The sequence below is a fragment of the Duganella sp. OV510 genome (assembly GCF_900100205.1).
Classification (GTDB): Bacteria; Pseudomonadota; Gammaproteobacteria; order Burkholderiales; family Burkholderiaceae_D; genus Rugamonas.
The window spans coordinates 1-21,642 of the sequence record NZ_FNEQ01000012.1; the positions used below are offsets into that span (position 1 = coordinate 1).

General features: G+C 64.9%; 22 protein-coding genes. 12 read left to right on the plus strand and 10 right to left on the minus strand.

All coding sequences use genetic code 11. From position 1 onward, the window contains the following. Nucleotides 1-138: 138 nt before the first annotated feature. The 7 genes from BLS51_RS25570 to BLS51_RS25600 form a co-directional block, all read right to left on the minus strand. On the minus strand, nt 139-1,449 hold the full coding sequence (locus BLS51_RS25570; protein WP_090191031.1) for a hypothetical protein: 1,311 nt from the start codon (nt 1,447-1,449) through the stop codon (nt 139-141). A 73-nt stretch (nt 1,450-1,522) separates the two neighbouring features. Then, a complete protein-coding gene (locus BLS51_RS25575) occupies nt 1,523-2,830 on the minus strand; it encodes an MFS transporter (RefSeq protein ID WP_090191034.1) in 1,308 nt (435 codons plus the stop codon). Between the two features lie 47 nt (nt 2,831-2,877). Then, a complete protein-coding gene (gene nagZ, locus BLS51_RS25580; RefSeq protein WP_090191036.1) occupies nt 2,878-4,380 on the minus strand; it encodes a beta-N-acetylhexosaminidase in 1,503 nt (500 codons plus the stop codon). Between the two features lies 1 nt (nt 4,381). Then, a complete protein-coding gene (locus BLS51_RS25585) occupies nt 4,382-5,395 on the minus strand; it encodes an SIS domain-containing protein (protein WP_090191039.1) in 1,014 nt (337 codons plus the stop codon). A gap of 5 nt (nt 5,396-5,400) precedes the next feature. Beyond that, nucleotides 5,401-6,498, minus strand: a complete 1,098-nt coding sequence (nagA, locus tag BLS51_RS25590) for an N-acetylglucosamine-6-phosphate deacetylase (protein ID WP_090191042.1) — start codon at nt 6,496-6,498, stop codon at nt 5,401-5,403. 13 nt (nt 6,499-6,511) lie between these two features. Next, complete coding sequence (locus BLS51_RS25595; RefSeq protein ID WP_090191044.1) at nt 6,512-7,381, minus strand: glucosamine kinase nucleotide-binding domain-containing protein; 870 nt, start codon at nt 7,379-7,381, stop codon at nt 6,512-6,514. A 284-nt stretch (nt 7,382-7,665) separates the two neighbouring features. Beyond that, complete coding sequence (locus BLS51_RS25600) at nt 7,666-8,760, minus strand: head GIN domain-containing protein (protein ID WP_090191544.1); 1,095 nt, start codon at nt 8,758-8,760, stop codon at nt 7,666-7,668. A 252-nt stretch (nt 8,761-9,012) separates the two neighbouring features. Here BLS51_RS25600 and BLS51_RS25605 point away from each other — a divergent pair, with 252 nt between their 5' ends. The 9 genes from BLS51_RS25605 (at nt 9,013) to BLS51_RS25645 (ending at nt 15,338) form a co-directional block, all read left to right on the plus strand. Further along, complete coding sequence (locus BLS51_RS25605; RefSeq protein ID WP_090191046.1) at nt 9,013-9,198, plus strand: hypothetical protein; 186 nt, start codon at nt 9,013-9,015, stop codon at nt 9,196-9,198. After that, nucleotides 9,180-9,701: a hypothetical protein gene (locus BLS51_RS25610; RefSeq protein ID WP_090191049.1), complete on the plus strand. Its 522-nt coding sequence runs from the start codon at nt 9,180-9,182 to the stop codon at nt 9,699-9,701. The genes BLS51_RS25605 and BLS51_RS25610 overlap by 19 nt, the downstream gene beginning before the upstream one ends. 25 nt (nt 9,702-9,726) lie before the next feature. Beyond that, nucleotides 9,727-11,322, plus strand: coding sequence for an AAA family ATPase (locus BLS51_RS25615; protein ID WP_090191051.1), 1,596 nt, complete (start codon nt 9,727-9,729; stop codon nt 11,320-11,322). Between the two features lie 45 nt (nt 11,323-11,367). Then, nucleotides 11,368-12,063 (plus strand): general secretion pathway protein GspB, encoded by a 696-nt coding sequence (locus BLS51_RS25620; protein ID WP_090191054.1) that lies wholly within the window; start codon nt 11,368-11,370, stop codon nt 12,061-12,063. Between the two features lie 68 nt (nt 12,064-12,131). After that, nucleotides 12,132-12,317: a hypothetical protein gene (locus tag BLS51_RS25625; RefSeq protein WP_090191057.1), complete on the plus strand. Its 186-nt coding sequence runs from the start codon at nt 12,132-12,134 to the stop codon at nt 12,315-12,317. Nucleotides 12,318-12,365: 48 nt separating this feature from the next. After that, entirely contained in the window at nt 12,366-12,902 is a 537-nt protein-coding gene (gene mobB, locus BLS51_RS25630) for a molybdopterin-guanine dinucleotide biosynthesis protein B (RefSeq protein ID WP_090191060.1), read from the plus strand. A gap of 53 nt (nt 12,903-12,955) precedes the next feature. Continuing rightward, the gene (locus BLS51_RS25635) at nt 12,956-13,141 is read left to right on the plus strand and encodes a YjfB family protein (protein WP_090191063.1); all 186 of its coding nucleotides are present in this window, start codon (nt 12,956-12,958) and stop codon (nt 13,139-13,141) included. Nucleotides 13,142-13,283: 142 nt separating this feature from the next. Continuing rightward, nucleotides 13,284-13,535, plus strand: coding sequence for a BufA1 family periplasmic bufferin-type metallophore (locus BLS51_RS25640; RefSeq protein ID WP_090191066.1), 252 nt, complete (start codon nt 13,284-13,286; stop codon nt 13,533-13,535). A 12-nt stretch (nt 13,536-13,547) separates the two neighbouring features. Further along, nucleotides 13,548-15,338: an MNIO family bufferin maturase gene (locus BLS51_RS25645; RefSeq protein ID WP_090191069.1), complete on the plus strand. Its 1,791-nt coding sequence runs from the start codon at nt 13,548-13,550 to the stop codon at nt 15,336-15,338. On the opposite strand, the gene BLS51_RS25650 is transcribed toward BLS51_RS25645, so the two are convergent. Then, on the minus strand, nt 15,312-15,605 hold the full coding sequence (locus tag BLS51_RS25650; RefSeq protein WP_090191072.1) for a DUF883 domain-containing protein: 294 nt from the start codon (nt 15,603-15,605) through the stop codon (nt 15,312-15,314). The two genes, BLS51_RS25645 and BLS51_RS25650, sit on opposite strands and share 27 nt — an antisense overlap. A gap of 143 nt (nt 15,606-15,748) precedes the next feature. After that, complete coding sequence (locus tag BLS51_RS25655) at nt 15,749-15,967, minus strand: RNA-binding S4 domain-containing protein (RefSeq protein WP_090191075.1); 219 nt, start codon at nt 15,965-15,967, stop codon at nt 15,749-15,751. 182 nt (nt 15,968-16,149) lie between these two features. Here BLS51_RS25655 and BLS51_RS25660 point away from each other — a divergent pair, with 182 nt between their 5' ends. Further along, nucleotides 16,150-16,938: a hypothetical protein gene (locus tag BLS51_RS25660; RefSeq protein WP_090191077.1), complete on the plus strand. Its 789-nt coding sequence runs from the start codon at nt 16,150-16,152 to the stop codon at nt 16,936-16,938. On the opposite strand, the gene fumC is transcribed toward BLS51_RS25660, so the two are convergent. Continuing rightward, complete coding sequence (fumC, locus tag BLS51_RS25665) at nt 16,935-18,332, minus strand: class II fumarate hydratase (protein WP_090191081.1); 1,398 nt, start codon at nt 18,330-18,332, stop codon at nt 16,935-16,937. The two genes, BLS51_RS25660 and fumC, sit on opposite strands and share 4 nt — an antisense overlap. Nucleotides 18,333-18,450: 118 nt before the next feature. Between fumC and BLS51_RS29850 the strand changes: the two genes are divergently transcribed. Both BLS51_RS29850 and BLS51_RS25675 read left to right on the plus strand, forming a co-directional pair. Then, nucleotides 18,451-20,295 carry a type IV pilus assembly protein FimV gene (locus tag BLS51_RS29850; RefSeq protein ID WP_175472690.1) on the plus strand — a complete coding sequence of 615 codons (1,845 nt, stop codon included), beginning with the start codon at nt 18,451-18,453 and terminating at the stop codon, nt 20,293-20,295. Nucleotides 20,296-20,396: 101 nt separating this feature from the next. Then, nucleotides 20,397-21,614 carry an aspartate aminotransferase type Ic gene (locus BLS51_RS25675; protein WP_090191085.1) on the plus strand — a complete coding sequence of 406 codons (1,218 nt, stop codon included), beginning with the start codon at nt 20,397-20,399 and terminating at the stop codon, nt 21,612-21,614. The last annotated feature ends 28 nt before the right edge of the window (nt 21,615-21,642 follow it).

Consider the following 21,642-nt stretch of genomic DNA (forward strand, 5'->3'; position numbering starts at 1 on the left):
GGTAAAGTTAAGTTTTGTTGGTCGCACAACAAGTCTAACTTTTCTTCACCGCTTTCTCATTTCTAGATGCATTTCACAGAAATCCGTGAAGAGCCAAAAAAAAGCCAGCCCGAAGGCTGGCTTTTGGTATGGCGAGGATTACTGCTTCTCGCCCGCAGCGATCTTCGGTGCGGTCTGGTAGTTGATCCAGTAACGGGCCAGGTCGGCGCGTGGATCGGCACCTGCCGCCAGTGGGGTCAGCGTGGCGATCGATTCATCCTTCTTGCCGGCGATGGCTTGAGCGTAGCCCAGGCGCAGCTTCGCATCTTCAGGATTCTTCGATACGCCTTTGGCGATACCTTGCTTCATCAGATCGATACCCTTGTCGTACTGGCCCAGGGTCACGTAGTTGTAGCCCAGGTTGACCAGGCCGACGCCGTCTTTCGACTTCTGTGCGGCAGGGATGCCAGCGTCGATGTTTTTCGCATCGTCAGCGGCGCCCTTGTTGGCGCTGGTGCGCATTTTTTCGATCTGCGCCTTGTATTGGCCGGCTGGCACAACGCCATTCGGATAGGCTTTTTCCAGTGCGATCTTGGCTTCGGTGAAGAAGCCGCCCAACGTTGCCAGTTCGGCCTGTTCGACGTAGTCGTCGGTTTCCATGCGGCCTGGCACGGTCACGGCTTTCAGGCGCACCAGATCCAGGTCCAGGCGGTTGTTGTAGGTCTTCTTGCCACGGGTGCGGCTCAGCAGGTCGTTCCAGTAGTCTTCGGTCGGGTAGTAGCGGGTCAGCTCTTCCACGGCCCTCAGGTAGGTGTCCGGTTCCTTGTTTTTCACGCCGACGTTGGCCAGCACCAGGATGGTGTCTTTGGCGGGCGCGGTGTTGGCTGCCTTGGCGGCATCGATATCCTTGATGGCTTCGGCCTTGGCGGTGGCGAAGTCGTTTTTCAGGAAGTAGGCGCGCAGCGCGAATGGACGGAACTTGGCGGTGTCGCCGGTTTCTTTGCCGTAGCGGTCGAACCATTCGATCGCCTTGTCGAAGTTTTTCAGGCCGCTGTAGTAGATGTTGGCGGTGGCTTCGATGAAGCGCGCGCGTTCTTCTGGCTTCAGCTGGTCCGAGCTGATGATCGCTTCCAGCGCCTTGACGCTGGCTTCGTTGTTGTCCTGCGCTTGCGCCAGTTGCAGGCGCATGCGGTTCAGGATGAAGGCTTCGTACGGCGTGACGTTAGGCAGCGCGGCTGCCTGGTCGATACGGTTCTGGAATTCGGCGTAGTTCTTGGCGTCGATCAGCGGCTTGGTTTGCGCCGGGTCGATCAGTTTGTACATATCAGGACGAACGGTGTTCGCTGGCTGCTCAGGCGCCTTCTTTTCTTCCGCGGCGTGTACCGGGGCCAGGCCCATGACGGCCGGTGCGGCGTTCAGGCCAATGGCGGCCAGGAGCAGGCTAATACGAGCAAGACGTTTATGGGACATGGTTATCCTTCAATCAAACAATAGGGGATGTAAACCCGCGTATTGTTACACAAAACCGGGCAGAATTCCGAATTCAACCGTGTTGCGGTGCGCCATGCGGCGGTGCTGCTTCTTCCTCTTGCGGCTGCGGCCGCGCGGTCATTGGAATGATCTGCGACAGCACCGCCACCGGAATCGCGCAAATCATTACCCAGATGAAGAAGTGCTGGTAGCCGAGGGCGATCTGGATGTCGCCGCTGAACAGCTTGAACAGCACAAAGCCAAGCTGCATGATGCCGGTGGCGAAGGCGTAGTGGGCGGTCTGATATTTACCCGGCGCCACCACCTGCATCATGTACAGAATCAGGCCAACGAAGCCGAAGCCGTAGCCGAACATCTCGACGCTGAGCGCGGTGCCGATGACGGCCAGGTCGGTCGGCTGAAAATAGGATAACAAGTAGAAGGCGATGTTGGGCAGGTTGACCGCGAGGATCAGCCACAACATGGCGCGCTTGAGGCTCAGCCACGAGGTGAAGTAGCCGCCGGCGATGGAGCCGACCAGGAAGGCCACGGTGCCGACAGTGCCGTACACCGCGCCCACTTCGGCGGTGGTCAGTCCCAGGCCGCCAAGGTGGCGCGCCTCGCGCAGGAACAGCGGGCCGATCGACTGCACCTGCGCCTCGCCGGCGCGGAACAGGATGATGAACACGACTGACACCCAGATGCCCGGCTTGTTGCGGAACTCTACGATCACTTCACGTAGTGTGCGGGCGATGGCGGCAACATTGGTATCGGCGCTGACCTGATTCTTCGCTAGCGGCAGCGCCCAGCTGTTGTACAGGCCCAGGCCGACCATCATGGCGCCAAGAATGCAGAAGCAGATGGTCCATGCCGTCACTACGCCCAGCGTCTTTTCGAAGTGGCCGGCCAGCACCAGCAGGGCGCCGGTGGTGAAGAACTTGGCGGCGTTGAAGAAGGTGCCGGTCCAGCCGGCGTATTTGGCCTGTTCTTTTTCATCGAGGCTGGTGATGTACAAGCCGTCGCAGGCGATATCGTGGGTTGCGGCAGAGATGCCGACCAATGCCAGCATCGCCATGCAGGCGGCAAACCAGAAAGGCGCGTGCAGCGCCAGCGCGACACCGCCCAGGCATATGCCGCCGAATACCTGGAAGAAGGTGACCACCAGCTTCTTGCTGCTGGCCAGTTCGAGGAAGGGACTCCACAACGGCTTGAACACCCAGGCGAAACCGATCAACGCGGTCCAGTGATTCAGCTCGTCGTTGGGCACGCCCATGCTCTTCAACATCTGGTTGGCGACGATGGCCACTGCGAAGAAGGGAAGGCCTTGCGCCAGATACAGGCTGGGAACCCAGAACTTCGGATTGCGTACTTGCTCTTTCATGCGACTTATCTCCACCAGCATGGGCTCCCGTCTGCCGGGAGTGACGGTTATTGTTCGAAGCCTGGCACCGGCGCTTTGCCGCTGGCTTGCAGTTCACCCGACAGCCAGCCATTGATGGCGTCCAGCGCCGGCCTGGCGAAGCCGTAGGTCAGCAGCGCCGGCGCCTGGATGTCCAGCGCCTGATACGGATTCCACAGCGCCAGGTGCAGGTCCGGCCGCCAGGTGGCGCGCGCGTGCTCGCCGTAGCGCAGGCGCGAGGTGGAGGCCAGCATGGTGTAGCGGCCGTCCTGCGGCAGCGCGCTCCAGTCGAAGCTGTCGGCGTCGGCGAAAGTGAGCAGCTCGACGTCGTACAGCTGGCGCAGCGACTCGGCCACCACGGCGGCCGGCACGCCGGCTTCCGACACGCCGTCGCTGACCACGTCCTGGCGCGCGATCAGGCGCACCTTGGCGCCGGCAGCAGGGCGATGCGGTGCTTTGCCGTCAATGCTGTAGGCGGTCAGGCTGCGGCGCCAGCCTTCAGCCATGATCTCGCGGTCTGCCGCATCTTCCTTGTACGAGCGCGGCTTGCATGGGTAGGCGCGCGCCAGCGCGGACAGGCGCGCCAGGCGCGTATCGATATCGGCCTGCGACAATTCGCCCGAGGCGATGGCGGCGGCGATGGCATTCAGCGTTTCGTTTTGCGTTTCGGTGGTGCCCAGCGCCATCACCATGTCGGCGCCAGCGGTCAGTGCGCGCACGGCGGCGTTGCCGACGCCATAGCGGCCGGCGATGGCGTGCATGTCCATGCCGTCGGTGATAATGATTCCCTGGTACTGCCATTCCTCACGCAGCAGGTCGTGCAGGATGCGGCGCGACATGGTGGCCGGATTCTCGGCATCTAGCGTTGGATAGACAATGTGCGCGGTCATCATCGCCGGTGCTGCTGCGGAAGCGATGCGGAACGGCGCCAGCTCCAGGCGGTCCAGTTCTTCCACCGGCTTGTTCACGGTCGGCAGGTCGCGGTGCGAATCGACGTTGGTGTCGCCGTGGCCGGGGAAATGCTTGACGCAGCAGGCCACGCCTTCCGCATGGCTGCCGGCCATCCACGCCATTGCCAGTTCGGCGGCGCGCTGCGGTTCGGCGCCAAAGGAACGCTCGGCGATCACCGGATTGTGCGGATTGTTATTCAGGTCCAGCACCGGCGCGAAATTCCAGTTGAAGCCCAGCGACTTGACTGCGCGCGCCACAGCGGCACCGGTGCGCCAGGCCAGGTCGGTGTCGTTGGCCGCGCCCAGGCCCATCGCTGCTGGCGGCGCCGGCACCCAGGTCGAGCGCACCACGGCGCCGCCTTCCTGGTCGATGGCGATCAGCGCGTCCGGACCCATGACGGCGCGCAGGTCGGCGGTGAGCTTGGCCAGTTGTTCGGAGTCCGTCATATTCCCACGGAACAGGCAGACGGCGCGAATGCCGTTCGCCTTCAGGTGCGCGGCGGTGGCTTCATCCAGCACCGTTCCGGGGAAGCGGATCATGATCAGCTGGCCGGCGATTTTTCTCAGGTCGTCGTTCTGCATATCAGTTGGTCTTGGTGACTTTGCTCAGGTGGCGCGGCTGGTCCGGGTCCATGCCACGCGCGGCGGACAGCTCGGCGGCCATCTTGTAGAACGCCTGGATGGCAACGATAGGATCGAGGTCCGGCGTGGCGGCGACCGGCAAGGTCAGATCGCGTTCGGCGACATCAGCCGGCGCGGCCAGCAGCACGCGCGCGCCACGGCCGCGCATCTCGGTCGCCAGCGCCAGCAGGCTGGCCTGGGTTGCGCCGCGCGTGGCGAAGATCACCAGCGGATAGCCTTCTTCGATCAGCGCCATCGGGCCGTGCTTGATCTCGGCGCCACTGAAGGCTTCCGCCTGCAAGGCCGAAGTCTCCTTGAATTTCAGCGACGCTTCCAAAGCGACCGGGAAGCTGATGCCACGCCCGACTACCATGATGTTGCGGGCCGGCGTCAGCACCTCGACAGCTTTCGACCAGTCTTCGGTGGTGGCGGCGCGCAGCGATTCAGGCAGCGCCTCCAGGCCCGCCAGCAGTTCCGGATCGTTCTGCCAGGCGGCCACCAGGCGTGCGCTGGCCACCAGGCTGGTGATGAAGCTCTTGGTGGCGGCCACGCTCTGCTCTTTGCCGGCGCGCAGCGGCATCGCGTATTCGGCGGCATGCGCCAGCGGCGAATCGATATCGTTGACCAGCGCGATGGTGGTGGCGCCGCCGTCGCGGAAGTATTTGATCGGCTCGACCACGTCCGGGCTCTGGCCGGATTGCGAGATCGAGATGGCCAGCGTGTCGCGCGTGATCAGCGGTGATTTGTTCAGCGTCACCAGCGACATCGGCAGCGACGCCACCACGCGGCCCAGGCGCGCCATGATCAGGTAGGCGGCGTAGGCGCAGGCGTGGTCCGAACTGCCGCGCGCGATGGTCAGCGCGGTGGAGAAGGAAGTGCTCCTCAATTTGCGGCCCAGTTCCGCGTACTGCTCGCCGTCGTTGGCCAGTTGCAGGGCGACGCAATCAGCGGCGGATAGGGCTTCTTTCAACATCATTGAGGTCACAACAGTTCTCCTTCGATATAGACGGCTTTGAGATTCAGGTCACGGTCGAGCACCACGAAGTCGGCGAACGCGCCGGGAGCCAGGCGGCCCCGCTCGGAGAGGCCGAGGTAATCGGCCGCATAGGTGGAGACGCGGGCCGAGGCATCCGCCAGATCGAGGCCGAGTCCGACCAGGTTGCGCAGCGCCTGGTCCATGGTGAGGGTGCTGCCGGCCAGCGTGCCGTCGGGCAGGCGCACGCCGCCCATGCACTTCATGACCTTGTGCCGGCCCAGCATGTACTCGCCGTCCGGCATGCCGGTGGCGGAAGTCGAATCGGTGACGCAGTAGACGTTCGGGATGCAGCGCAGCGCGGTGCGGATAGCGCCCGGATGCACGTGCAGCAGGTCGGGGATCAGTTCAGCGTAAGTGGCGTGCGCCAGCGCGGCGCCGACCATGCCGGGTTCGCGGTGATGCAGGCCGGGCATGGCGTTGAACAGGTGGGTGAAGCTGCGCGCGCCTTGCTTCAGCGCGGCCACGCCGTCCTCGTAACTGCCCAGCGTGTGGCCGATCTGTACGCGCATGCCGGCGTCCGACAGTTCCTTGACCAGTGCCTGGTGGCCGGCGATTTCCGGCGCCACCGTGATGACGCGCAGCGGCGCCAGTTCTTCCAGCTTCTCGACATCTTCCAGTGTTGCCGAGCGCGCGTACGGTGGCTGTGCTCCCAGCTTGCCGGAGTTGATGAACGGGCCTTCCAGGTGTGCGCCCAGCACGCGCGCTTCGCCCTTGCCGCGCGTGGCGGCGGCCTTGCCGATGCCGCGCAGCGCCAGGTCGATATCTTCCGCCGGCGCGGTCATGGTGGTGGCCAGCATGCTGGTGGTGCCATGTTTCGCGTGGATGGCGGCGATGGTGCGGACGGCGTCGCCGCCTTCCATCACATCCTTGCCGCCGCCGCCGTGCACGTGCAAATCGATAAAGCCAGGCAGGATATAGACTGCTTCGTTGAGCGCGGGATCGACGCTGCTGCCGCTGATGGCCGCAATGCGTTCGTTGAAAGTGAGTTCACCGTGGACCCAGCCGGACGGTGTCAGGATATTGCCTTTGATTGCATCGCTCATCTGCGCGACTCCGCTACGAATTCAAATGTTGTTGGATCAGGCGCAGCGCGCCGGCGGCTGAATCGCCATGCGGGTTGACGATGCGCTTCAACATCGACACCGGCAGGTAAGGGCGCAGCGGCGCGGCCAGGCCGCCGCACAGCGCGATCGGCAGCGTGCCGCTGGCGTCGAGCGCATCGGCCATCAGCTGCACCTGGCGTCCCGCTTCGAGCAGGATGGCGCGCGCGGTGTCGTTGCTGTCGCCGTGCTGCAGCACGATGCGCGCCAGCTGTGCGTAATGCGTCTGCGAGGCTTGCGCCAGCCAGTTCTGGATCGCGTCGCGCTGGCCGCCGCAGGCATTGGCGACCTCGGTGGCAAAGGCGTTGGCAGGCAAGCGGCCGTCAAGCACCTGCTGTACATGGTTGATGGCGCGCAGGCCCATCCAGGCGCCGCTGGCCTCGTCGCCGGCGGGAAAGCCCCAGCCGCCGACTTCGACGTGACGGCCATCGTTCAGCTTGATTTCGCCGACGCTGCCGGTGCCCAGCGCGATGATGGCGCCAGGCTGGCCCTGATGCGCGCCCAGCACGGTGGTATGACCGTCGCTTTCCAGCGCGACGCGTGCGTAGCCCGGATTGGCGGCGACAAACTCGGCCGCCCATTGCTTATTGTGCACGCCAGCCAGGCCGAGGCCAATGGCGATGGAAGATTTGTTGGGAAAATCCAGGCCGGCGGCGCGGAAAGCAGCAACTGCGGCGTCATCGACGGACGCCCAGGCCTTGGCGATGCCATGCATCAAGCCCGACGGCCCGCTGGCGCCTTCAGCGATTTCGACGCCGCCGGCCCGCGCGAGACGCGCCCTGGTGCCGCTGCCGCCGCCGTCAACGCCGATAAAAAATTCGATCATGTTTACCTGAGAAAGCTCTAGCCGGGATGGCCCGCGATGAAGGGCACTATAGGGTTGGCTAACCAGCTTGTCAACAGGTATTTAACTGGTATTAAAAAATATTGAAGTGGACTGCTGTTGTCTTCTTGTAATGCCTATCTAACTACCTGTTTTATATAGAAAAATTTGAATTTCTGCGCTCCATCCTAGTTGTGGCATTTGCGTGCCAATTCAACTCCGGGGTCAGTTCTGCCAAACGTACACGAGCTCATGTACGTTTGGCAGAACTGACCCCGGAGTTGGGTTTAGCGGTGGTAGGTGACGAGGTGGGTGCGGCTGGCGTCGGCCTGGTCGCTGACAGCGACCACGGCGTTGCCGGGGCCGCGCACCGTGACGTCGGTCCGGCGCGTGCTCAGTTGGCGCGCGTCGAGATCGCCCGAGCCGCTGACTTGTGCGCTCAGCACGGTGGCGGTGCCGGATAGCGTCATGTTGCCGGGACCGCTCAGGCGCGCACGCACGTTCTGCGCTTCCAGCCCGCGTACCGTCAGGTCGCCCGAGCCGTGCACTTCGGCGTCCAGCTTTTTGATGTGGCCGGCCAGGCAGGCTTCGCCCGGACCACGCAGCACGGCGCTGGCCGCTTCGGTGCTGAGCGCGCAGGCTTCGAGGTCGCCCGAGCCGCTGACTTCGGCGCGTACTTCCTTGGCCGTGCCGCGCAGCGCCACCGAACCGGGTCCGTGCAGCGAGGCGCTGACGCGGCCGGCGCGCAGTTCGCCAATGTCGAGGTCGCCCGAGCCGTTGACTACCAGATTCAGGTCTTGCGTGACGCCGCCGGCGTCGACGTCGCCCGGACCGTTCATTTGCAGGTTCAGGCCGCCCGCCTGCAGTGCGCGCAGGTCGAGGTCGCCGCTGCCGTTGGCGGTGACGCTGAGATCGCCGACCTTGCCGCTGGCGCGCAGGTCGCCGGGGCCGTCCGAGATCAGCGTCAACTGCTGGCCCTGGTAGCCACGCAGGTCGACGTCGCCGCTGCCGGCGTTGCGCAGGCTTTTCAGGTTGGCGGCACTGATGCGCACCGTCAGCTGTTGCTGCTGTTTGCCGCTCCAGTCGAAGTTGATGGACCAGCCTTTCTTTTGCCTGCTGGGCTGGCGCACCGTCAGCGTGCCGTCGCTGACCGTGGTTTCGATGTCGGCAAAGCGCCGGCGCGGGCCGGACAGCTCGATGCTGTTGCCAGCGTCCGCCGTGACGATGACGTTGAATGGTCCCATCAGGTTAATGCTGCTGAAAGCTGCCACGGTGCGGGTTTCGCTGCCGTAGTCGTTGTTTGGCTTGTCGGCGGCGTGGGCGCCGGCGGCGGCCAGTAGCAGGGTGCTAGCCAGCGCGGCGTGTTGGGTCGTCTGCTTCATGTTGCTCTCGATATAGGAAGGGGCGAGGCTTGCACGATAGGCGATTGCGCCGTGGCCGTCGTGCGCCATGGGACGGACGCGCGGAAACGCGGGATCAACTGCAGAAACACGGGGTTGAACCGCAGCGCCAGCTACCCTTCAGCGTTGGCCGCGCACGCCGTTATCGTTTGTGTGGCCCCGCTGCGGCCGTGATGTCATAATGGATGCATCAATATGCCGCCGGCAAGGCATGCGCAGTTGAAAGGAGTGCACATGATCAAATACTTGGGGTCCAAAAGTACCAACGATGGTGGTGTGCTGTACGTTTTTCTGATTAACGGCTTGCAGAAGGAAATCAAGGAGCATGCCTTGAAACAGTATCCTGGTTGCTACGAAGCATTGCCACCGACGGCGAAGGCGCGCATCAGCGCCAATCGCGCGTGGCTGTCGAAGACGTGAAGCGCTGCTTGCGCGCCGGCTGGGGCGCCGTGCTGGCGCTGCTGTCTGCGACGGCGGCCGCGCAGTCGGTGCCGACCCACTTCGGCACGGTGGTTGGCAACGGCTTGCTGTGCCGCGACCATACCGACAATATTTTCTTCTACAATTATTTCGTCAAGCATTTCGGCAACTGGTACAAGCATGAGGGCGGCGCCTACTGGTTCCGCACTGCCGGCGCGTCGCTGTGGGGCACCGAGATTTCCGAGGTGATGGTCAGCGATGACACCAGCACCTTTATCTTTGTCGGCGCGGTAGCCGAGGCCACGCCCGAGGATCTGGAGAAGGCCATCATCCGCCAGGTCGGCACGCACTACACGGTGATCGATACGTCCGCTTACCCGGTGCGCGAGGCCAAGCCGGCCAGCCGCATCGTGTATTTCGATACCAAGTCGAAGATTTATTGTGCCAAGTACAAGCCGCTGCCACCGACGCAGCCGCCGCCGGTCCGACAAAGGCTAAAATAGGCGACCGCGCTTTCCCTGGGCTTTCATGTACACGCAATTTTTCAATCTGAAGCAATCGCCGTTTTCCATCGCGCCTGATCCGCGCTACCTGTTCATGAGCGAACGCCACCGCGAGGCGCTGGCGCATCTGCTGTACGGCATCGGCTCGGGCGGCGGCTTTGTGCTGCTGACCGGTGAGATCGGCGCTGGCAAGACCACCGTGTGCCGCTGCTTCATGGAGCAGATTCCCGCCAATTGCAAGCTGGGCTATATCTTCAATCCCAAGCTGTCGGTGGAGGAGTTGCTGCTGTCCATCTGCGATGAGTTTGGCATTGAGCTGCCGCCGGCCGGCGCCGGCGCGGTCAGCGTCAAGGCGTATGTGGATGCGATCAATGCCTATCTGCTGGCCAGCCATGCGCAGGGTCGCAACAATGTGCTGATTATTGATGAGGCGCAGAATCTGTCGGCCGAGGTGCTGGAGCAGCTGCGCTTGCTGACCAATCTGGAAACCAGCGAGCGCAAGCTGTTGCAGATCATCCTGATCGGCCAGCCGGAGTTGCGTGACATGTTGGCGCGGCCGGAGCTGGAGCAGCTGGCGCAGCGGGTGATTGCGCGTTATCACCTGGGCTCGCTGTCGGAGGCGGAGACGGGCACGTATATCGAGCACCGGCTGGCGGTGGCGGGGGCGACCTCCATCGTGCCGTTTCCGCGCAAGCTGATGGCGCTGGTGCATGGCTTGACCAAGGGCGTGCCGCGACGCATCAACCTGCTGTGCGACCGGGCGCTGCTGGGCGCCTATGTGGAGAACCAGCCGCAGGTGTCGCGGACGATTTTGAAGCGTGCAGCCAGCGAGGTGTTTGCCGGACAGGATGCCGGCGCTGCCCGGGCCGGCGCGAAGGCGCGCTGGCCGCTGGTGGCTGCGGGCTTGCTGGGTGGCGTGGTGCTCAGCGCGCTGGCGTGGCAACTGGCGACGCGCGCGGTGAAGCCGGTGGCCGTCGCTCAGGCTGCGGCAGCCTCTGCCAGTGTCGCCCGCCCGCCGGCAGTTCCGGCTGCTGCGGTCGCGCCGCAGCTGGGCGGCGACAGCGCGCAGGCCTTGCGCCAGCTGGCCGGCCTGTGGGGACTGACGCTGACCGCCGACGATCCTTGCCCGGCGGCGGCGCGCGCCAATCTGCGCTGCCTGCAGGCGAAGGGCAGCCTGGATGATCTACGCCTGCTCGACCGGCCGGCGATGCTGAAGCTGCATGACGATCCCGCCGCGCCCAACTATGCGCTGCTGACCGCGCTGGACGGCGAGCAAGCCACCATCGTGTTCGCCGGCGGCCCGCCGCGCACGCTGCAGGTGGATGCGCTGGCGGCGCGCTATGACGGCGAATACACCACTTTCTGGCGTGCGCCGCGTGCCTGGCGCGACGAGGTGCGCGGCGGCGACCAGGGCCCGGATGTTGACTGGCTGGCCAGGCGCCTGTCGCAGATCTATGATTTGCCCAGGCCGCAGGATAATCAGCCGCTGGATGCTGCCTTGCGCAAGCGCCTGACCGAGTTCCAGGCGGCGCAGAAGCTGAAGGCTGATGGCGTGGCCGGACCGAAGACGTTCATCCGCCTGTATCAGCTGGGCGGCGTGCAGGAGCCGCGCCTGCGCTGATCGGCGGCACAGCGTATTTCATGGATTGTTATCGGATTTAAAGCTATGTCTTATATTTTGGAAGCCTTGAAAAAGGCGCAGGCAGAACGTCAACTGGGCAATGCGCCGACCATCCACGCGCCGACTTTGCAGACGGAGCAGCAGCGGCCGGCGGCGCGCTTCAGCATGCCGATGCTGGCGGCGGTGGTGGGCATGGCGGCGGTGATCGGCGTATTGCTGGTGCTGCTGTGGCGCCCGTCGGCGCCTGACGCAGCCGTTGTGCCGGCCAGCGCGCCGGTGGCTGCCGCGTCACAGCCTGCTGCCCCACGTCCAGCGCAGCCGGCCTTGTCGATAGCGCCAGCCGAGCCGACGCCCTTGCCGGCGCCGGACGCCGACCTGCCGCCATCGGTGGCCAACCTGGCGCGCGCCACGGCGTCGGCGCCGGTTACCGCGACTGTGCCGGCGCCAGCGCCGATCACAGGGGCGCCGCAGCCGGCCGCACCCATCGCCAAGCCGGCCGGCGCGCCGGAAGAACCTGTGGTCAATCTGCGCGAATTGCCGGAACCGATCCAGCGTTCGATCCCGCCAGTGACGGTGGGCGGCTACATTTATTCGAAAAACGCTGCCGACCGCCTGCTGCTGGTCGACAAGGTGCTGCGCCGCGAGGGCGACGAGGTGGCGCCGGGCCTGATCCTGGAGAAACTGCAGCCGAAAGAGGCGGTATTCAATTTCAAAGGCTACCGCTACCGCGTTCCGTATTGAGCCGGTAATTCGCCTGTCATAAAGTCATGATATTTTTCTATCATTGTGAACTCAGCAAGGGAAATATCATGAAACACGTAAAGTACTTGCCATTCCTGATCGGCGCCGCCTCGTACGTGCCGCGCGCCCACGCCGCCGAGGCGCTGCAAGCCGCTGAACCGGGCGCGCTGAGCATACTGCTGGTATGCCTGTGCCTGATCGTACTGACCTGCGCCAACCACCGACGCACTGCCGCCATCAAGCTGGAAGACTGAGCCGCGTCGTATAATGCCTGACATCAAGATGGGGTAGAGGGGCAGGCAATGCATCAAGTAAGTCCGCGCAAGGTGCTGGGCGTGATTGGAACCTCCGGCAGCGGCAAGACCACGCTGCTGGAGTATCTGCTGGCGCAGCTGGCGGCGCAGGGCGTCAAGGTGAATGTCATCAAGCACAGCCACCATGACTTGCAGTTCGAGCCGCAGCACAAGGACAGCGCGCGCTTGCGCATGGCTGGCGCCGCCGAGGTGATGGTCGGTTCGCCGTTCCGCTACGCCATCATCCACGAACTGCGCGGCGGCCCCGAGCCGACGCTGGAGGAACAGCTGGCGCGCATGTCGCCGGCCGACCTGACCTTGCTGGAAGGTTTCAAGACTTACGCGATCGATAAGCTGGAGGTGTACCGGCTGGAGACTGGCCGTGAGCCGCTATATCCGCACGATCAGCGGGTGGTGGCGGTGGCGGCCGATCACGCGCGGCCCGACGGCTTGCGCGACAGCGTCGCCTGGCTGGACGTGAATCAGCCGCAACAAGTACTGGCCTGGTTGCTCACGCATCTGAAAAAAACTTCGACGCAGCCCTAAAGTTGCTGGCGCCGCGTCCGTAAATATGGTGATAGCTCTTATTGGAGGTTACCATGGACGTTACCGGCATTGCTCAAACCGCAACCACGATCGCTGACACCGGCACCAAGCAGGCCGTCGGCATTGCTGTGCTGAAGAAGGCACAGGATATCGCAGCGTCCAGCGCCACCGCGCTGATTGAGGCGATTCCGCCGAATCTGCCGGCGCATCTGGGCAACAACATCAACACCAAGGCCTGAACGGCCGGCTTGTAGTGCTTCCTGCGCACCGTCCGGTGCGCGGCGCGTTCGCGCAGCTTTCTCCGACATCCATTCGACAGGTGCGTACCAGCGTGTTTGCTGGTACGCTGCGCTTGCTTTCAACCTTTTGGAGACTCTCAACATGAATAAACGTCAAGCCTTGATCGCCGCTGCGCTGGCGACGGTGTGCGCGGCCCAGGTGGGTACGGCGGCTGCGGCCGAGGAAAAAGAAAAATGCTATGGCGTCGCCAAGACCGGCCAGAACGATTGCGCCACTGCCGCGCATTCCTGCGCCGGCCAGTCGAAGACCGATAACGCGGCCGAGGAGTGGAAGTATGTGGCCAAGGGCACTTGCGAGAAAGCCGGCGGCAAGACCACGCCTCCCGCCAAGTAATTGCCGACGGTGATGGGCGCGCTGGGTGTTGGCGTCGGCCTGCGGGCGCCGCATTACCGCCAGTTCCTCCAGCAGCGGCCGCGCGTCGGCTGGCTGGAGGTGCATAGCGAGAATTATCTGGATGCGGGCGGCTGGGACTGGCATGTGCTGGAGCAGTTGCGGCGCGATTATCCGCTCAGCTTGCACGGCGTCGGGCTCGGGCTGGGCTCGGCGCGCGGCTTTTCCGATGAGCATCTGCGGCGTGTTTGTGCACTGGCGGCGCGCGTGCAGCCGGCGCTGGTGTCCGAGCATTTGAGCTGGGGCGCGGTGGAAGGGCGGCAGTTGCATGACCTGCTGCCGCTGGTGCTGGATGAGGCGGCCTTGGCGCTGCTGGCGGCGCGCGTGGCGCGGGTGCAGGATGCGCTGGGACGGCAGTTGTTGCTGGAGAATGTGTCGACCTATGTGCGCTTCCATGCGGATGCGATGAGCGAGGCGGAATTCCTGGCGGCGCTGGCGGCGCGCACCGGCTGCGGCGTGCTGCTGGATGTGAATAATCTGTACGTGAACCAATGCAACCATGGCGAGGACGCGCTGGCGGCCATGGCGGCGCTGGCGCCGGGGGTGGTCGGCGAGATCCATCTGGCCGGGCATCTGGTGACGCCGCAGGCGGTCATCGATCATCATGGCGCGCGGGTGGCGGCGCCGGTGTGGCGCTTGTATGAGGCGGCCTTGCAGCGCTTCGGCGCTGTGCCGACCTTGATCGAGTGGGATACCGACGTGCCTCCGCTGGAGGTGTTGCTGGGCGAGGCGGGCAAGGCGGAAGCGCTGCATGCCCGCGCGCCAGCCAGCACGGTGATGCCGTTTGAGCGCACCAGCAAGGCGGCGCAGCGGGCGGCGTCACAAGCGCCGGACCGGGCAACTGGCGAGATGTCCAGCCAGGTGGCACATCAGACGTTGGACAAGGCGATCGACGAAACGTCAGGCAAGGCGAACGGCCAGACGTCGGACAAGGCGACCGGCCAGACGTTGGACCAGGCGACCGGCCAGACGGCTTTGCTGGACGGCCAGCAGCTGTTTGCCGGCGCGCTGTTCGATGTCGGGCTGACGGCGCCGGCGCTGGCGCTGTTCAAGCCGGGACAGGCGGCCGAGCGCTACGCGCTGTATCGCGGCAACCAGTCCGAGACCTGGCGCAAGACGCTGGCGGGCGCTTATCCGGTGCTGCTGGCGCTGGTCGGCGAGGATTTCTTCGGCGGCCTGGCGCGTGCTTACGGCCGCGCGCAACCGTCCGGCAATCCCGACCTGAACCACTTCGGCGCCGGAATGGCCGCTTTCCTACGCAACTTCTCCCACGCGGCGCACCTGCCTTACCTGCCGGACATGGCGGCGCTGGAATGGGCGTTGCACCGCGCCCACTACGCGCCGGCCGCGCACGCGCTGACCGCTGCCGATCTGGCGGCCTTGCCGGCGGATCAGATGGAGGCAGCGGGCTTCGGCCTGCATCCTGCCGTGCAGCTGTTGGCGTCCGGGCATGCGGTAGTGCCGCTGTGGCTGGCGCATCAGCCGGACAGCGGCGTCGATTTCCCGGATGATATGGCGCAGCCCAGCTACGCGCTGGTGGCGCGGCCGCAGTGGACGCCGCTGCTGGCGCCGCTCAGCGCGGCCGGCCATGCGGCGCTGCGGGCGCTGGCGCAAGGCGCAAGCCTGGGCGCGGCGCTGGATGCGGCTTTCGAACTGGATCAGAATTTTGATGTGGCGGCCAGCCTGCAACAGTGGCTGGCGCTTGGCGTGCTGCTGGAGTCAGCTGTCGCGCTTGAACGCGCGTAGCAGCTTGGCTTCGCCGCTGATGTCGCGGTGCAGGCGGTTGGCGAGCGCGGTCAGCTCGATCATGCGGTCGATCTGCACGTCTTCAAAGCGCGCCAGTTCGGCGGTGGCGTTTTGCAGCGCTTCGGCCAGCTTGTTGCGCGCGGCCTGGTAGAGCGCGCCGTGGTAGTCGCCGGTGTTCTTCAGCAGTTCCTCGGCGTTTTCGATCACCTGGCGTAAGTCGTCCAGCAAGCTCTCCTGGCTGGGGCTGCTGGGTTCCTGAGCATCCATGACATCCCCCTGGTGAGCGACTGGTTGAAAGAGCGGCCCCTGCCAGCCCACTATATCCAGGCCGGCCCACGCCGGATTGCGCCAGATCAAGCCCGGACGCCCACCTTACATCTTACCGATATATTTCCCAAGGACAAGATAAATTACGCCGCGACCACAGAAATCTGCACATCGCCCAGTCGTACCTGCTGGCCGGCGCGAATTTTGGCGGTTTTGCGCAACTCTTTTTTGCCGTCGACCTTGACGTCGCCGCTGGCGACGATCTGCTTGCCGGCGCCACCGCTGTCGCACAGGCCAACCAGCTTCAGTAGCTGGTTCAGTTCGACAAATTCCCCGTTCAATTCAAAACTTACTTTCTGCATTTTATCCTCTGCTACCGTGATGTGAAGCCGGCCTTGCCGCGCCCATGCGCTAGTGTAGCGGCATTCCGACAGGCGCGCAGTGTACCGCATTGGTCGGGATTGCTAGCCGGAAAAGAAGTTGCTATGCTGAGTTGACTGCTGAAGTTTTAGGCAGGCCGCAACGACCTTCCGCGAGTTGCATCATGAACAAGCTCTGTAGTGCATGGTTGATCACCGGCTGTCTCGGCGCCGATGCCGCCGCCAGCGATCCACTGGCGCCTCCCGTCCCCCTGTTTGCCGCCACCGACCGCCAGGCGGCGCTGGCCGAAGCGTTGCGCGCCGACGCCACGCCGCGCCTGCGGCTGGCCGTGCAGCCGGCGCCGCTGTTCGAGGCGCGCGGCCAGCGCTATCTGAGCAGCGCCGAGTTCGAGCAGAAGATGGGGCGCGGCATCGTCACTGTTGGCTTGCTGCGCGAGAGCGGCGGCGCGCCGGGCATGCAGAGCATGTCGATGCTGCTGAGCACGCGGCCGGCCACGCGCTTCACCTCGCTGTCGCTGGGCTATGCACTGGCGCCACACAGCGCGCTGGTGGCGATGGTTTCGTACGGCAAAACGGCAGGCATCGGCAGCCCGGACAGTCTGCTGGCGCAAATGTCGGCGGTGCGCACGCTGGCGTATAGCGCCGGCCTGGTGCAGCGCCAACTGTTCAGCGGCAATGACCGGCTGGCGCTGACCTGGTCGATGCCGGCCAGGGTGCGCAGTGGTTCGCTGGAATATAACGACAGGGCGCCGCTGGCCGCTGCAGTGGCCGGCCTCAACCTGCGGCCGACCGCCACCGAGCACGATCTGGAATTCAGCTATACCCGCGCCTATGGCCGCGACGGCAGCCATGGCCGGCTGACCGGGGCGCTGATGTGGCGGATGAATCCGGGTCATGACGCCAATGCCCGCCCGGACCTGCTGATGGGCGTGCGTTACTCCTACGGCTTTTAGCCTTTGGCACCCGGCCGGGTCATGTCGATCGGCACGATCCACTGCGCGAACTGTTCGGCCGTGACGTAGTTCAGCGCCAGCGCCGCTTCCTGCAGCGTGGTGCCTTCGTGCTGGGCTTTTTTGGCGATCGAGGCGGCCTTGTCGTAGCCGATGTGCGGCGCCAGCGCGGTGACCAGCATCAGCGAGCGCTCCATCAGTTCGGCGATGCGGCCGGTGTTGGGTTCGATGCCGTGCACGCAATGTTCCTCGAAGCTGCGCATGCCGTCGGCCAGCAGGCGCGCGCTTTGCAGGAAGTTGTGGGCGATCAGCGGCTTGTAGACGTTCAGTTCGAAGTTGCCGGAGGCGCCGCCCATGGTGATGGCGACGTCGTTGCCGAACACCTGGCAGGCTAGCATGGTCAGCGCTTCGCACTGGGTCGGGTTGACCTTGCCCGGCATGATGGAGCTGCCCGGCTCGTTTTCCGGGATGGTGATTTCGCCCAGGCCGGAGCGCGGGCCGGAGGCCATCCAGCGCACGTCGTTGGCGATTTTCATCAGCGCGGCGGCCAGCGTTTTCAGCGCGCCGTGGGCGCTCAGCAGGGCGTCGTGGCCGGCCAGCGCGGCGAATTTGTTGTCGGCGGTCTGGAACGGCAGGTGCAGCGCGTGTTCCAGCTCGGCGGCGATGCGGGTGGCGTATTCGGGATGCGCGTTGAGGCCGGTGCCGACGGCGGTGCCGCCGGCCGCCAGTTGCAGCACGCCGGGCAGGGCGCTCTTGATGGCCTGTTCGGCGAAGTCGAGGTGGGCGACGTAGCCTGAGAATTCCTGGCCCAGCGTCAGCGGCGTGGCGTCCTGCAGGTGGGTGCGGCCGATCTTGACGATGTCCTGGAAGGCGTCGGTCTTGGCTTGCAGGCTGTCGCGCAGCTGTTTCAGCGCCGGCAGCACGTTGTTGGCCAGCGCCTGGGCGGCAGCGACGTGGATGGCGGTGGGGAAGATGTCGTTCGACGACTGGCCTTTGTTGACGTCGTCGTTCGGGTGCAGTTTGCGCGCTTCGCCGCGCACGCCGCCCATCAGCTCGGAGCCGCGATTGGCCAGCACTTCGTTCATGTTCATGTTCGACTGGGTGCCGGAGCCGGTCTGCCATACGGCCAGAGGGAATTCGCTGGGGTGCTGGTTGTGCAGCACTTCGTCGGCAGCCTGGGTGATGGCGATGGCCTTGGCGCCGTCCAGCAGGCCGAGGTCGAGGTTGACACGGGCGGCGGCGCGCTTGACGCTGGCCAGCGCGTGGATCAGTTCGACCGGCATTTTTTCGCTGGAAATGCGGAAATGCTCCAGCGAGCGCTGGGTTTGCGCGCCCCACAACTGGTGGTCGGGGACGTCGATCGGGCCGAAACTGTCGCGTTCACTACGGGTGCTCATTTTGAATCCTTGGTAGAGAATTAAGACTAATCAGTGTAGCGCAGTTTGGAAAAATTAACCGAGGGCTACAAAAACGGGATTTTGCGCCGTTATAGCTGTTACACTTTTTGGAATGATGATGCAGCACAAGCTCCTGACCTTGCTAATTTGCTCATGGCTGGGCGCCGTTCAGGCGGCCGAGCTGGGGGACGTCGTGCCGCGCTCGTATATCGGCCAGCCGCTGGCGGCCGATATCGATCTGCTGGCGCTGACGCCGGAGGAGCAGGCTGGCTTGCAGGTACGGCTGGCGGATGCGAATGTCTACCGGGGCGCGAATGTGGCGATGAATCCGGCCTTGTCGGGCGTGCGCTTGCAGGTTGAAAAGCGCGGGCAGAAGTCGGTGTTGCATGTGTCAACCACGCGGCCTGTGGAGGCGGATTACGTCCATGTGTATGTGCAACTGGGCGTGCCGGGCAGGCAGGATGTGCGGCTGGCCACCGTGTGGCTGCAGCAGGATCCGAATCCGGCGCCGCCGCCGCAAGCAGCCGTGCCGCCAGCCAGCGCGATGACCTCGGCGCAGGCGGAGCAGATTGCCGCCCAGGCGCGCGCGGCGCGGACGGCGGCAGCCAGGGATGCGGCCGCAAAAGACGCAGTGGCCAAGGTGCCAGTGGTGAGGGATGCGGCCACAAAGGATGCAGTGGCCAAGGTGCCAGTGGTGAGGGATGCGGCCACAAAGGATGCGGCGGCGAAGGATGGCGCAGCCAGAGAGGTGACTGCCAAAGAGGCGGGTGCGCGCGAGGCGGAGGAGGCTAGGCAGACGGCATCCGCTGCGCCGGTGCGCGACCGCAGCAAGCCGGCGCCGTTGCCGTCGATGCATGAGGCGGAAACCGGCGTGCCGGGCGAGGTCAAGGCGGCTGCGGCGGCGCGGCGGATTGCTGGCGTGTGGGTGTCGGCCGACGGCAGGCCAACCAAAGCGCCGACCAATGAGGACGTGGCGCCGGTGCCGGTCGGCGTGTCGCAGGCGTTGCTGCCGTTGGCGCCGCTGCCTTTGCCCAAGGGCGTCAAGCGGCCGGCGGCGTCGTGCCCACCGGCCGGCATCAGCGCCAAGGAGTGCGTGGCGCTGGATGCGCATAATGCGGAGCTGTCCAGCAAGTTGACTGAGCTGGAGGGCAAGATGAAGGCGCTGCAAGGTGCATTGGGCGGCGCGGCGCCAGTGGCATTGGCGGCGCCGAAGACTGCTCAGGCGGCCAGCCCGGCACCAGCGCCAGCCGGCCACGCACCAGCCGGCCACGTACCAGCTGCGAAAGGCGCCTCGGCACCGGCGCTGGCGGCGACGGCCCCGGCGCAAATGGCGGCCCAGGCTAAAGCGGCGACCGGTAGCGGCGATCAGGCCAAGGCGGCGGGTAAGGATCAGGCGGCGGGCAAGGATCAGGCGGCAGGCAAGGATCAGGCGGCAGGCAAGGATCAGGCGAAGATGGTGGCTACAGGCGAAGCGTCAGTGAAGGCGCCGGCTTCGGGTGAGGGCGCGGCTTCGGGCGCCAGACGGGCCAGGCATGGCGGAGCGGCTGCTGGCGATGCGGCGGCGATGTCGGCCTCTGCCAGCCTGTCGGCACGCGCCGAGCCGGAGGCGCATGCGGCCAAGGCGGCTGCGGATGCGGCGGCCGGTGGTGCGACGGCATCGGCATCGGCGTCAGATGCAGCCGCAGCCGCAGCGCCAGCGCCAGTGGCGACCAAGCAGGTGCGCGTGCTGCCCAAGCTGAAGTACAAGAAGGAAAAGCCGCCGGAGCCGCAGAGCGATTACACGCTGCCGCTGGCGGCTGGCGGCGTCGGCCTGCTGGCGCTGCTGGGCGCCGGCTTCATCTGGTGGCGCAAGAAGCAGACCGGCAAGGGGCCGCTGAAAATCTGGCAAGGCTTCCGCAAGAAGAAAGCGCCCGAGCCGGCGCCGGAGGAGGAGTTCGTCGAGGTGAAGACCGCCGCCCACTAATGCGGTTTTTGCATAAGCTTATAGCTGTAAGCTCTGCCTTTCGGCTGACTTTCTGGGGTATAGTGTCTGGCGCTATTTTCCCACCATAGAGAGACCCTCCGATGAGCGCAGCACCTGATTATCAAGCCCAATACCAAGCCTTCAAACAACGCGGCCTCAAGCTCGACATGTCGCGCGGCAAGCCGGCGCCCGAGCAGCTGGACCTGTCCAATGCGCTGACCGAAGCGCTGCCCACCTACAAAGCCGCCGATGGCACCGATGCCCGCAACTACGGCGGCAGCGTCGGCCTGCCGGAAGCACGCGCGCTGTTTGCCGAGCTGCTGGATGTGCCGGCCGCACAAGTAGTGGTCGACAGCAGCGCCAGCCTGTCGCTGATGCATGATGTGATCGTCTATGCGCTGTTGAACGGTGTGCCTGGCCATGCGCCGTGGGTGCAGAATCCGGTGACTTTCCTGTGCCCGGTGCCGGGCTACGACCGCCATTTCGCCATCTGCGAGGCGCGCGGTATCAAGATGATCAATGTGCCGATGAACGCCGACGGTCCGGACATGGACCTGGTCGAGAAGCTGGTGGCCGAGGACGCCAGCATCAAGGGCATGTGGCTGGTGCCGAAGTACAGCAATCCGGGCGGCGTGGTGTTCTCGGATCAGGTGGTCGAGCGTTTGGCGGCGATGAAAACCGCCGCGCCAGACTTCCGCCTGATGTGGGACGACGCTTACCGCTTCCACCACCTGGGCGAGCAGAAGCTGGCAGTTGCGAATATCCTGCAGGCTTGTGAAAAAGCCGGCAATCCGGACCGCGCCATTGTGTTTGCCTCGTCGTCGAAGGTCAGCTGGGCTGGTTCGGGCGTGGCAGCGCTGGCGGCGTCGCCGGCGAATATCGCCTGGTGGACCAAACATGCAGGCTTCCGCAGCATTGGCCCGGACAAGATCAACCAGCTGCGCCATGTACGCTTTCTGAAGGACCTGGCCACCGTCGAGGCGCTAATGGAACAGCATCGCCAGCTGCTGAAACCGAAGTTTGACGCGGTGCTGGCACAGTTCCAGGCGCTGCTGGGCGATGTGTCGGGCGTGTCGTGGACCCAGCCGCAGGGCGGCTACTTCATCGATCTGGTGACGCCGGATGGCGCTGCCAAGCGCACCGTGGCGCTGGCCAAGGAAGCCGGCATCACGCTGACGCCGGCCGGCGCGGCCTTCCCGTATGGCCTCGATCCCAAGGACCGTCACATCCGCATCGCCCCGAGCTTCCCGTCGCTGGACGAGATCAACCAGGCGGCGCAGGGGATTGCGTTGTCGCTGCGCCTGGCGCTGACGGCATAAAAAAAGCGCCTCTTCGGAGGCGCTTTTC

Bases quoted from the DNA above. Each gene is read 5' to 3' on its own strand.
- BLS51_RS25570 (WP_090191031.1), bottom strand. From the start codon at position 1,449: ATGTCCCATAAACGTCTTGCTCGTATTAGCCTGCTCCTGGCCGCCATT.
- BLS51_RS25575 (WP_090191034.1), bottom strand. From the start codon at position 2,830: ATGAAAGAGCAAGTACGCAATCCGAAGTTCTGGGTTCCCAGCCTGTAT.
- nagZ (WP_090191036.1), bottom strand. From the start codon at position 4,380: ATGCAGAACGACGACCTGAGAAAAATCGCCGGCCAGCTGATCATGATC.
- BLS51_RS25585 (WP_090191039.1), bottom strand. From the start codon at position 5,395: ATGATGTTGAAAGAAGCCCTATCCGCCGCTGATTGCGTCGCCCTGCAA.
- nagA (WP_090191042.1), bottom strand. From the start codon at position 6,498: ATGAGCGATGCAATCAAAGGCAATATCCTGACACCGTCCGGCTGGGTC.
- BLS51_RS25595 (WP_090191044.1), bottom strand. From the start codon at position 7,381: ATGATCGAATTTTTTATCGGCGTTGACGGCGGCGGCAGCGGCACCAGG.
- BLS51_RS25600 (WP_090191544.1), bottom strand. From the start codon at position 8,760: ATGAAGCAGACGACCCAACACGCCGCGCTGGCTAGCACCCTGCTACTG.
- BLS51_RS25605 (WP_090191046.1), top strand. From the start codon at position 9,013: ATGATCAAATACTTGGGGTCCAAAAGTACCAACGATGGTGGTGTGCTG.
- BLS51_RS25615 (WP_090191051.1), top strand. From the start codon at position 9,727: ATGTACACGCAATTTTTCAATCTGAAGCAATCGCCGTTTTCCATCGCG.
- BLS51_RS25620 (WP_090191054.1), top strand. From the start codon at position 11,368: ATGTCTTATATTTTGGAAGCCTTGAAAAAGGCGCAGGCAGAACGTCAA.
- BLS51_RS25625 (WP_090191057.1), top strand. From the start codon at position 12,132: ATGAAACACGTAAAGTACTTGCCATTCCTGATCGGCGCCGCCTCGTAC.
- mobB (WP_090191060.1), top strand. From the start codon at position 12,366: ATGCATCAAGTAAGTCCGCGCAAGGTGCTGGGCGTGATTGGAACCTCC.
- BLS51_RS25635 (WP_090191063.1), top strand. From the start codon at position 12,956: ATGGACGTTACCGGCATTGCTCAAACCGCAACCACGATCGCTGACACC.
- BLS51_RS25640 (WP_090191066.1), top strand. From the start codon at position 13,284: ATGAATAAACGTCAAGCCTTGATCGCCGCTGCGCTGGCGACGGTGTGC.
- BLS51_RS25645 (WP_090191069.1), top strand. From the start codon at position 13,548: ATGGGCGCGCTGGGTGTTGGCGTCGGCCTGCGGGCGCCGCATTACCGC.
- BLS51_RS25650 (WP_090191072.1), bottom strand. From the start codon at position 15,605: ATGGATGCTCAGGAACCCAGCAGCCCCAGCCAGGAGAGCTTGCTGGAC.
- BLS51_RS25655 (WP_090191075.1), bottom strand. From the start codon at position 15,967: ATGCAGAAAGTAAGTTTTGAATTGAACGGGGAATTTGTCGAACTGAAC.
- BLS51_RS25660 (WP_090191077.1), top strand. From the start codon at position 16,150: ATGAACAAGCTCTGTAGTGCATGGTTGATCACCGGCTGTCTCGGCGCC.
- fumC (WP_090191081.1), bottom strand. From the start codon at position 18,332: ATGAGCACCCGTAGTGAACGCGACAGTTTCGGCCCGATCGACGTCCCC.
- BLS51_RS29850 (WP_175472690.1), top strand. From the start codon at position 18,451: ATGCAGCACAAGCTCCTGACCTTGCTAATTTGCTCATGGCTGGGCGCC.
- BLS51_RS25675 (WP_090191085.1), top strand. From the start codon at position 20,397: ATGAGCGCAGCACCTGATTATCAAGCCCAATACCAAGCCTTCAAACAA.